The organism is Mesorhizobium sp. SARCC-RB16n, assembly GCF_008520305.1.
GTDB lineage: Bacteria > Pseudomonadota > Alphaproteobacteria > Rhizobiales > Rhizobiaceae > Mesorhizobium.
Map to the genome: position 1 here is coordinate 41943 of NZ_ML703282.1, position 10011 is coordinate 51953.

Here is a 10011-nt window from a genome sequence, read left to right on the forward strand (position 1 = left end):
TCGTCGCCGCGCCTTCCGGCATCGGCTGTGAAAAAAGCGACTGGTATATCCGGCCGGGTTGCGGGGAATACCGACAATCGCGCTTGATATGCACGGGGTCGACGGACTATGCGAGGGCATCGGCCACTCTGCACAAGGCAGGAGAACCCATGCGTGTCCTGTCGGATGCTTTCATTCCCGAACTGCCGGGTTATTACCGGGGCAAGGTCCGCGAAAATTACGACCTGGCCGACGGCAGGCGCATCATCATCGCCACCGACCGTCTCAGCGCCTTCGACATCATCCTGACCTCGATCCCGTTCAAGGGAGAGATCCTCACCCAGACGGCGCGGTACTGGTTCGAGGAAACGGCCGACATCTGTCCGAACCATGTGCTGGAATACCCCGACCCCAACGTCGTCGTCGGCACAAGGCTCGACATCCTGCCGGTCGAGATCGTCGTGCGCGGCTATTTGGCCGGGACCACCAGCACCTCGATCCTGACCCGTTACCGGCGCGGCGAGCGGGAGATGTACGGGATGCGCCTCCCGGACGGCCTGCGCGACAATGAGAAGCTGGCCGAGCCGGTCATCACGCCGACGAGCAAGGCCGCGGATGGCGGCCATGACGAGCCGCTGTCGAGGGCCGAGATCCTGGAGCAGGACCTGCTCACGCCGACACAGTGGGATACCGTTTCGAGCTACGCCCTGAAGCTGTTCGCCCGCGGCCAGGCGCGCGCCGCCGAGCGTGGCCTGATCCTCGCCGACACGAAGTACGAGTTCGGCACCGACAAGGACGGGACGATCATTCTCGCCGACGAAATCCACACGCCCGACAGCAGCCGCTACTGGATCGCGGCGAGCTACGAACAGGCGCTGGCCGATGGTACGCGGCCGGAGAGCTTCGACAAGGACTTCATCCGGTCATGGGTGACGGCGCGCTGCGATCCCTACAAGGACCCGGTCCCGAAGATTCCGGACGAGATCGTCGAGCAGGCCTCGCGTGTCTATGCCCAGGCCTACGAGGCGATCACGGGCACGGCATTCGTTCCCGATCTTTCCGCGGATACGGTTCTCGACCGCATCCGCGCGAACCTTGCGGGTTATTTTTGAGAGGTGCGATCTCTCGGGAACGGCGTTCCCCGGCGATTGGGAGAAACCCTCTCTGACACCCGAAAGCCGCCAAAAATCAGGCACAACCCGGCGAGCACCAATTCCGCGTAGAGCGGTCGACCCCCACTCCGTCGCCGCTTCGCGGCGCCACCTCTCCCCCGATCGACGGGGTAGAGGAAGGGCGCTAGCCTTGCCCTGCCAGGCTCCCTTCCTCTCCCTCCGGAGGGGGGAGAGGTGGCGCCGCGAAGCGGCGACGGAGTGGGGGAAGCCCGTTCCAAAACCCGAAGCCGCTGAAAATCAGGCACAACCAGGGTTAGAGGAAACAGCGGCTGCGGCGCGTTGACCTGTTCCTGCAGCGGCGATACGGGATCTATGATCATCACCTCACAAGGATTCGGCCCATGGTGCAGTACGCGGATGGACGGCCGATCGGCGATTTGACCTTGCGCACGCTGGCCATGCCTTCGGACGCCAACGCCGCCGGCGACATTTTCGGCGGCTGGGTGATGGCGCAGATGGACCTTGCCTGCGGCATCCGCGCCGCCGAGCGCGCCAGGGGTCGCGTGGTGACGGCGGCGGTCAAGGAGATGTCCTTCGCCAAGCCGATGAAGATCGGCGACACGCTGTGCATCTATACCCATGTCGAACGCGTCGGCCGCACCTCGATGACGCTCAAGGTCGAGGCCTGGGCGCAGCGCTATCTCTCCGACCTGATGGAAAAGGTGACGCACGCCGATTTCGTCATGGTGGCGCTGGACGGCGAGGGCAAGCCAAAGGCCGTTCCAGCCGAGAGCTGATTCGATACGCCGATCCGGGACATTTGTAACAGCGCCCGCGCGGGGCGATGCGGTCAGCGACATCCTGCCGTTGCCTCCACGCCCAATTCTGCGGGCGTCGGAGGAAGACAATGCGTCAACACCTATTGAACGGCTGGCTTGCGGCGGCTCTCGCCGCCCCTGGCCTGCCTGCTCGGCATAACTGCTTATGCCGAAGTCAAACAGGACCTTGGGCGCACCGCCTGTTTGCATGACACGACTGGTGTGAAGGAGCCGGCAGCGGCGTGCACGATCTGCGGTCCGACGCCTTGCGGGGCCATGGCGCCAAGAGCCTGATTGGCTGCTTTCGGAATGCGATCACCGTCGCTGCGGGCCGAGCACGCGTTGGACCGGCATCGAGCGCCAAGACAAAAATCCAGGTCTCTTTCAGGGAACCAAGACTTCTGGTTCAGGGAACCATGCCTTCGCCTTCAAGCAGGCCGCGCCACTCAGTGCGAAATTCCGAAGCCCTTGCCGTGCAAGGGTTTCACGCATGCATGTCGTCGAATCTGGCGCGCGCCGACTGGACGCGCTGGGTGTTCTTGCGCGCCCATTCGCCAAGCGCGCCGACCGGGACGAGCAGCTCGTGGCCGAGTTCGGTGAGCTCGTAATCGACGCGCGGCGGGATGGTCGGAAACACCTTGCGGGTGACGAAGCCGTCGCGCTCCAGGCCGCGCAAGGTGGTCGTCAGCATCTTCTGCGAGATGCCGCCAACAGCCGCGCGCAGTTCGTTGAAACGCAGCGGTCCACCGCCCAGTTTGCCGACCACGAGCACGGTCCATTTGTCGCCGACGCGCTGCAAAATCTCCGACACGGCCCGGCAGTCCTCGGTGTTATGCGGGTGCCTCAGTAACAAAAACGTGCCTCCTTGCGTGCCAGCTTGTCAGTATCACATATAGCGCCGGTATCCAAACGATACCAAAAATTCCCGCAAGGAGAGCCCTTATGTCCAAGCCCAAAATCGCCATTGTCGTCGGTTCGACGCGCGCCGCCCGTTTCGCCGACGTGCCGACGCAGTGGATCGCCAAGATCGCCAAGGCACATGCCGATATCGATGTCGAAATTGTCGATCTGCGCGACTTTCCGCTGCCCTTCTTCGACGAGGTCGCGTCTTCCGCCTGGGCGCCGTCGCAGAACGAAATCGCACAGCGCTGGCAGAAGAAGGTCGCCGGATTCGACGGCTTCATCTTCACCGCCGCCGAATACAATCACGGCCCGACTGCCGTGCTGAAGAACGCCATCGATTACGCCGCCAACGAGTGGAACAAGAAGCCGGCTGGCTTTGTCGGCTATGGCAGCGTCGGTGGCGCCCGCGCCGTCGAACAGCTTCGTCTCCACGCCGTCGAATTGCAGATGGCGCCGGTCAAGTCGGCCGTCCATATCGCGTGGGGCGATTTCCTCGCCGTCCGCCAGGGCGAGAAGAAGCTCGAAGATCTCGAGCACCTGAACCAGGCCGCCACCGCGCTGGTCAACGACGTCGCCTGGTGGGCCAAGGTCCTGAAGGCCGCTCGTGCCGCCGATGCCGTCGCCGGGGAAGCCCAGGCGGCCTGATCCGCCAGATCGGATTGTCCTCCCAAGGATACGGGCGGCGCTTGCGCCGCCCATTTTTTGTTGGCGGGGTTCTTGCAAAAAAGTGGCGGCTGGGCCTGAAACTGCTTGAAACGCCGCATCTGCCAAACCGCTTGGCGCGGCGGCGAACGGCCAGCTAAAGGTCGCGATCGGCGGCCGCCGTGGCGCGGGCGAGCAGCAGCGCGCGTTCCCTGTCGTTGCCGGTCAATTGGGCGGCCTGGCGGAACGCGGCACTGGCTTCCGCCTGGTGGCCGAGCTTCTCCAGGAGATCGCCGCGCACCGTGGGAAGGAGATGAGAGTCCTTCAGGCGCGGTTCGTCCTTCAGCGCCTCGACGATGGCGAGGCCTTGCGCCGGGCCGAACGCCATGCCGACCGCCACGGCGCGGTTGATTTCGACGATGGGTGAGGGGGCCGAGAGCGCAAGCGCCTGATAGTAGGCCGATATCGCGATCCAGTCAGTGTCGGCTGATGTCACCGCGCGGGCGTGGCAGGCCGCGATCATCGCCTGCAGCAGATAGGGGCCAGGCGCTGATGTCAGGGCCATGGCGCGGTTCAGGCCGTCGAGGCCGCTCCGGATGAGTGACCAGTTCCACCGGCCGCGGTCCTGGTCGAGCAGCAGGATCGGGTCGCCCGTTGCGCTGGTGCGGGCCGCGAAGCGCGAGGCGTTGAATTCCATCAGCGACACCAGCCCGTGCACCTCGGGCTCATCAGGCATCAGCGCCGCCAATGAGCGGCCGAGGCGCAGTGCTTCGCCGCACAGATCGGCGCGCAGCCAGTCCGGTCCGGCGGTCGCCACATAGCCCTCGTTGAATATGAGATAAACCACCTCCAGCACGGCGGCGAGGCGGTCGTGCCGCTCTTCCGCGCGTGGCGTCTCGAACGGGATGGCGGCATCGCGAAGGGTTCGCTTGGCGCGCACGATGCGCTGTGCGGCGGTGGCTTCGGGCACCAGGAAGGCGCGGGCGATCTGCGGCGTCGACAGTCCGCCCAAGAGCCGCAGGGCCAGTGCGGCGCGCTGCTCGGCTGGCAATACCGGATGGCAAGCGGTGAAGATCAATCGCAGCAGATCGTCGTCGATATCCTCGTCAAGCGCTGCCTCGATGTCGGGCATCTCGCGCTCCAGTTCGGTAAGGTCGATGGCGAGTTCGCGATGCTTGCCGTCGATCATGGTGGTGCGGCGCAGCCGGTCGAGCGCGCGGTTCCTGGCGACTTCGGTCAGCCAAGCGGCCCGATTGCGCGGGATGCCGTCGCGAGGCCAGCGCTCCAGCGCCTGCACGAAGGCATCCTGCGCGATTTCCTCGGCCAGCCCGACATCCCGGAGAGTGCGGGCGAGCCTGGCGGTGAGCTTCGGCTGCTCGATCCGCCAGACCGCTTCCATGGTGGCTGTGGCCGTCAATCTGTCAGCTCGCCGAAGCTTTCCACCACCTTCTGGACGTCCTCGGGAAATTCGCTCATTTCAAAGACCTGGCGGATTTCGATCACGTCATTCTCCCCGGCGGGGCAGCGGCGGGCCCATTCGATGGCCTCCTCGCGCGAGCGCACATCGATCACCCAATAGCCGCCAAGAACTTCCTTGACCTCCGCAAAGGGACCGTCCGTGACGACGGGCTTGCCGCCCTTGTAGCTGACCCGCGCCCCGGCGGACGGCGGATGCAGTCCGTCGAGCGCCAGCAGCACGCCGGCTTTCTTCAGCTCTTGATTGTATTTCATCATCCCTTCCACCGCCTCGGCGCCGGGCATGACATCGGGCGCCGCCTCCGCGTAGCCGCCGGGGATCATCAGCATCATGAACCGCATGGTCTTTCTCCTTGGTTGGGTTGGTTCGATCATATGACGAACGGGCGATGGCGGAATCGACATGCACGGCAAAAAAGTTCAGGTCGCCAGCAGTTCAGGTCCCCAGTGATACAGGTCCTCGGTCATGCCACAAGCCGGCATGGTTGGACCGCCATATCGGCGGGGCTGCCATCTGGCCCCGCCGGTCCGCCCTGATATATCCGGCTGCGATCCATCACATGAGGGGCCTCGTGAAGTCATCCAGCCTGGCAGGCGCCGTTTCTCCCATGGTCCCGGTGCTTGTCTGCGGGCTCGGCATCTTCCTTCTGTCGGGCATGGACGCGGCGATGAAGGTCCTGGTCCTGGCGGTCGGCGTCTACAACACGGTGCTGTGGCGCAGCATGCTCGCGACCGTGGTTGCGGGCGCCGGCTGGTCGGCGGGGCCGCGGACGCTGCCCGCGCCTTCCGTGCTCAGGCTGCATGCACTGCGTGCCGTGGTCGTCGGCTTTGTCCTGCTGTCCTTCTTCTGGGGGCTCGCCAGGCTGCCGCTGGCGGAGGCGATCGGGCTCAGTTTCGTAGCACCGCTGTTTGCCCTGCTGCTGGCCGCGCTGCTGCTGGGCGAACGGATACAGCGTCAGGCTATCTGGGCCTCATTGGCCGGCATAGCGGGTGTCGCAATCATCGTGGGTGGCCAGTTCGGGCAGGCGAGCCATGCCAGGGATGCCGTGCTCGGCACGGCGGCGGTGCTGGTATCGACGGTGTTCTACGCCTACAACCTGATCCTTGCGCGGCAGCAGGCGCTGGTGGCCAAACCGATCGAGATCATGCTGTTCCAGAACCTTTGCGTGGCGGTCATCCTCGGTCTCGCCGCACCCTGGCTTGCCATTGCCCTGCCAAGCGAGCTCTGGCTTCCGCTCGCCGGGGTGACGGCGCTGTCGCTCGCCGGCCAGTTCCTGATGAGCTGGGCCTACGCGCGTGCCGAGGCGCAATATCTGATCCCCACCGAATACTCAGCCTTCATCTGGGCGATCGCGCTTGGCTTCCTCTTCTTCGACGAGGCGGTGACCTGGACCACGCTGGCGGGAGCGGGCCTTATCGTAACGAGTTGCCTGATCGCGGCGCGTTCAAATCCCAGGCTTGCCGAACCGATCGAGGCCGCTGTCTGAGGGCAGCGTCCGCTGCAAACAGTCAGCCCGCCACTTCGCGGTGGCCGCTGGACGGGCAGGCGGCGATCAGCTTTGTCGACACCGCGGCCGACGAGATCGACGACCTCGAAGCGCCAAGCGGCGGGTCGACGCGTTATTTCCGGAGCATTGCACGGCTTCGCCAGAAAGCAGAGAGCGCTCTGGGTGACCTGAAAACAGGGATGGTCGCAAGTATATTTTCCCGTATTATGAAATTTTTATTAAATATTTTTCCAGCCTTGTTACGATTTGTGGACCATTTTTCGGTCTGTTGTGCTGTCCGTTAAGAAAATATCACGGAATGGCCGATGCAATGGCAGACTATATGGCAAGTTCCTGGAACGATATCGAGCATGGCAACGTTGGTCGGGGTGCGGCCGGCCGGAAGTCGTGTCGAAGGATCAAAGCAGGCCAGGCATCACGAGAAGGGTTTATCCGATGAGCTTCTTCGTCAACGCCGTAGGTGCTCCTCTTCCCTATAGCGGCGCTTCCAACCATTGGTTCTCGGCGTCAGGGTCCGGGCCGGACTTGTACGGCAGCGCGGGAAACGACTCGTTCTATGGAGTAGGCAGTGTCAACGTCACCATGCATGGTGGCACGGGCGATGACATCTATTACCTCTATGGAGCGGGCAACAAGGTTGCCGAGGCCGCCGGGGCGGGGATCGACACGATCAGCACATGGATGAGCTACAAGCTCCCCGACAACGTCGAGAACCTCATCGTTACAAACCCCAATAACTACGCCTTCGGAAATGGGTTGGACAACATCATCACCGCCAAGGCCGGGCACCAGACGTTGGACGGCGGCCGGGGAAATGACGTTCTGATCGACGGCGGCGGCGGTTACGACACGTTCATCGTCTCGAAAGGCAATGGAAGCGACCTGATCGCGAATTTTGCCGCCACCGACACGGTCCGACTCAATGGCTATGGGTTTACGTCGTTCGACGCCATCCATTCCAACATGATCCAGGCGGGATCGAACGTGCTGTTGAACCTTGGATCCGGCGAGATCCTCGAGTTCAAGGACACGACCATCGACAAGATGCAGCCCGGCCAGTTCGAATTGCCGATCGACATGTCCGCAATGAAGCTGTCCTTCAGCGACGACTTCAACACGCTAAATCTTCACAATGCCCAAGGCGGCACATGGGACACCAATTTCGCATGGGGAGCGCCGAACGGCAGCACGTTGAGCGACAATGCCGAGCTGCAATGGTATATCAACGCCAATTACGCACCGACGAGTTCCGTCCACCCATTCAGCGTCGGTAACGGCGTGCTCACCATCACCGCGGCGCAGGCGCCGGCGGACATCAAGCCTCTCATCAACAATTACGAATACACGTCCGGCGTCCTGACGACGCATGACTCGTTCTCGCAGACCTATGGCTATTTCGAAATGCGGGCCGACCTGCCCGAGAACGCCGGCGCCTGGCCGGCCTTCTGGCTGCTGCCGGAAGACGGCTCGTGGCCGCCGGAACTGGATGTGGTGGAAACGCGCGGGCAGGACCCGAACTCGTTGATCATGACGGCGCACTCGAATCAAACGGGAACGCATACCAAGGTGTCGTCGACGGTGAATACCATGGACACCGCGGGCTTCCACACATATGGCGTGCTGTGGACGCCGGAAAAGCTCGTCTGGACTTATGATGGTGTTCAGGTCGCGGAAGCGGCGACGCCGTCCGACATGAACAAGCCCATGTACATGCTGGTCAATCTCGCGGTCGGCGGTTTCGCTGGCTCGCCGCCCGATCATCTGGCCACGCCGGCCGAGATGAAGATCGACTACATCCGCGCCTACACGCTGGACAACGCGCCGGCGAGCGCTCTGCACATCACAAGCAGCACCGCCACGCACAGCATCGCCAATAGCACGCTGCACAACGGCTCCGAATTCGGAGGCCACGCGTAAGGTTCCGGGATCATGCAGCGGTGGGGAAAGCGGCAATGACTGGACCGTCGGGCCTGCGTCCGGTCTTCATGCGCGCCATCGCCGATGTCGGTGTCTTCTCGCTATTGATCAACATCCTGCTGTTGGTGCTTCCGCTCTACCTGCTGCAGGTCTATGACCGCGTGCTGCCGTCCTCCAGCGTCGAGACGCTCGTCTATCTTTCGGGCATCGCGGTTCTCGCGCTCGCCTTTCTCGGCCTGCTGGACGCGATCCGGGCCGTTTACACGCAGCGCGTCGCGGCGACCGTCGACCGGAAGCTGGGCGCCAGCACCTTCGCCATTTCGCTCGGCGCAAAATATGCCGGCGGCCTGTCGCCGCTGCGCGACCTCGCTTCTGTCTGCGCCTTCATCAGGTCGCGCGGCGTGGCGGTGCTGTTCGACCTGCCCTTCGCGCCGGTCTTCCTCGCCTTGCTCTATCTAATCCATCCGGTGCTGTTCTGGGTGACGGTCGCCGGCGCGGTGCTTCTGCTATTCCTGGTCGTGGCCAACCAGCTTGCCATCGGCAGGAACGACGCCTTGTCCACGGAGCGTTCGGCTCTGGCCAGCCAGGCGGAACAGGCCTTTACCCGCAATGCGGAGACGCTGCACGCCATGGGCATGGTGGACAACGCTTCGCGGGTCTGGGGACGGCATGTGGCGGCGGCGCTCACCTTCCATGACCGTTCCTCGAGCGCCAATGCGATTTTCAGCGGCGCCTCGCGGGCGTTGCGCATGATGCTGCAACTGGCGATCCTTGGCGCTGGCGCATGGCTGGTGCTTCAGGGGCAGATGACGGCCGGCATGATCTTCGCCTCGTCGCTGGTATCGTCGCGTGCGCTGCAGCCGCTCGACCAGCTGATCGGCGCATGGCGGCAGATCGCCGACGCCAGGCGAGCGTGGGCACGGCTGGAAAAAGCGCTTGCGGCGCGTCCGGCCGAGGCGCGGAAATTGATCCTGCCCGATCCGGCAGGCGCGATTTCCGCGCAGGACGTTTTCTTTATGCCGCCGAATGCCCGGCCCGGCACGGAGCCTATCCTCAAGCGGCTGACCTTTGCCATCGGCGCCGGCGAAGCGTTGGCCATCGTCGGCCCCAGTGGCGCCGGCAAATCGACGCTGGCGCGATTGCTTGTGGGCGCTGCCCAACCGACCGGCGGCTCGATCAGGATCGACGGCGCCGACCTCGGGAGCTGGGACGAAAGCCAGCTCGGAAAGCATGTCGGCTATCTCGCGCAGGAGGTCGAGCTCTTTCCGGGATCGATCGCGCAAAACGTCGCCCGCTTCGACCCGGAGGCGGACGATGCCGCGATCGTCGAGGCGGCAAGGCGCGCCCAGGCGCATGAGCTGATCCTGGCGCAGCGCGACGGCTACCAGACCATGATCGGCCCGTCGGACAGGGCGCTGTCGGGCGGCGAGCGCCAGCGAATCGGGTTGGCGCGCGCCTTCTACGGCAATCCGCGGTTCCTGGTGCTCGACGAGCCCAGCTCCCACCTCGACGGTAGCGGCGAGGCCGCGCTCGAGGCGGTGCTTTCGGCCGCACGGGCGGCCGGCGTCACGGTCATCGTGATCACCCATCAGCCCTCGATCGCCGCCGCTTGCGACCGCGTCATGCTTTTGCGCGGCGGCATGATCGAAGCCTTCG

Annotated in this window: 9 protein-coding genes; 6 read left to right on the forward strand and 3 right to left on the reverse strand. The window is 64.1% G+C overall.

Annotated elements, in window-relative coordinates; translation table 11 throughout:
- Positions 1-149 precede the first annotated feature (149 nt).
- A complete protein-coding gene (locus C7I87_RS25750) occupies positions 150-1091 on the forward strand; it encodes a phosphoribosylaminoimidazolesuccinocarboxamide synthase (protein WP_149906859.1) in 942 nt (313 codons plus the stop codon).
- A gap of 401 nt (positions 1092-1492) precedes the next feature.
- Positions 1493-1888, forward strand: coding sequence for an acyl-CoA thioesterase (locus C7I87_RS25755; protein WP_013893544.1), 396 nt, complete (start codon positions 1493-1495; stop codon positions 1886-1888).
- A 505-nt stretch (positions 1889-2393) separates the two neighbouring features.
- Here the strand turns inward: C7I87_RS25755 and C7I87_RS25765 are convergent.
- Positions 2394-2762 (reverse strand): winged helix-turn-helix transcriptional regulator, encoded by a 369-nt coding sequence (locus C7I87_RS25765; RefSeq protein WP_023770230.1) that lies wholly within the window; start codon positions 2760-2762, stop codon positions 2394-2396.
- Between the two features lie 89 nt (positions 2763-2851).
- Here C7I87_RS25765 and C7I87_RS25770 point away from each other — a divergent pair, with 89 nt between their 5' ends.
- Entirely contained in the window at positions 2852-3457 is a 606-nt protein-coding gene (locus C7I87_RS25770) for an NADPH-dependent FMN reductase (protein ID WP_149906860.1), read from the forward strand.
- Between the two features lie 154 nt (positions 3458-3611).
- On the opposite strand, the gene C7I87_RS25775 is transcribed toward C7I87_RS25770, so the two are convergent.
- Both C7I87_RS25775 and C7I87_RS25780 read right to left on the reverse strand, forming a co-directional pair.
- Positions 3612-4853 (reverse strand): RNA polymerase sigma factor, encoded by a 1242-nt coding sequence (locus tag C7I87_RS25775; RefSeq protein WP_373424775.1) that lies wholly within the window; start codon positions 4851-4853, stop codon positions 3612-3614.
- 14 nt (positions 4854-4867) lie between these two features.
- A complete protein-coding gene (locus tag C7I87_RS25780; RefSeq protein WP_149906862.1) occupies positions 4868-5272 on the reverse strand; it encodes a YciI family protein in 405 nt (134 codons plus the stop codon).
- Positions 5273-5490: 218 nt separating this feature from the next.
- Here C7I87_RS25780 and C7I87_RS25785 point away from each other — a divergent pair, with 218 nt between their 5' ends.
- The 3 genes from C7I87_RS25785 to C7I87_RS25795 all read left to right on the forward strand — a co-directional run.
- Positions 5491-6417, forward strand: coding sequence for a DMT family transporter (locus C7I87_RS25785; protein ID WP_149906863.1), 927 nt, complete (start codon positions 5491-5493; stop codon positions 6415-6417).
- 456 nt (positions 6418-6873) lie between these two features.
- Positions 6874-8355, forward strand: a complete 1482-nt coding sequence (locus C7I87_RS25790) for an endo-1,3-1,4-beta-glycanase EglC (RefSeq protein ID WP_149906864.1) — start codon at positions 6874-6876, stop codon at positions 8353-8355.
- Between the two features lie 35 nt (positions 8356-8390).
- A partial coding sequence (locus tag C7I87_RS25795; RefSeq protein WP_149906865.1) for a type I secretion system permease/ATPase occupies positions 8391-10011 on the forward strand: 1621 nt, incomplete at its 3' end.

What these genes read in the sequence shown, in the direction of transcription:
- C7I87_RS25785 (WP_149906863.1), top strand. Translation starts at nt 5,491, where the DNA reads ATGAGGGGCCTCGTGAAGTCATCCAGCCTGGCAGGCGCCGTTTCTCCC.
- C7I87_RS25780 (WP_149906862.1), bottom strand. Translation starts at nt 5,272, where the DNA reads ATGCGGTTCATGATGCTGATGATCCCCGGCGGCTACGCGGAGGCGGCG.
- C7I87_RS25750 (WP_149906859.1), top strand. Translation starts at nt 150, where the DNA reads ATGCGTGTCCTGTCGGATGCTTTCATTCCCGAACTGCCGGGTTATTAC.
- C7I87_RS25790 (WP_149906864.1), top strand. Translation starts at nt 6,874, where the DNA reads ATGAGCTTCTTCGTCAACGCCGTAGGTGCTCCTCTTCCCTATAGCGGC.
- C7I87_RS25755 (WP_013893544.1), top strand. Translation starts at nt 1,493, where the DNA reads ATGGTGCAGTACGCGGATGGACGGCCGATCGGCGATTTGACCTTGCGC.
- C7I87_RS25775 (WP_373424775.1), bottom strand. Translation starts at nt 4,853, where the DNA reads ATGGAAGCGGTCTGGCGGATCGAGCAGCCGAAGCTCACCGCCAGGCTC.
- C7I87_RS25770 (WP_149906860.1), top strand. Translation starts at nt 2,852, where the DNA reads ATGTCCAAGCCCAAAATCGCCATTGTCGTCGGTTCGACGCGCGCCGCC.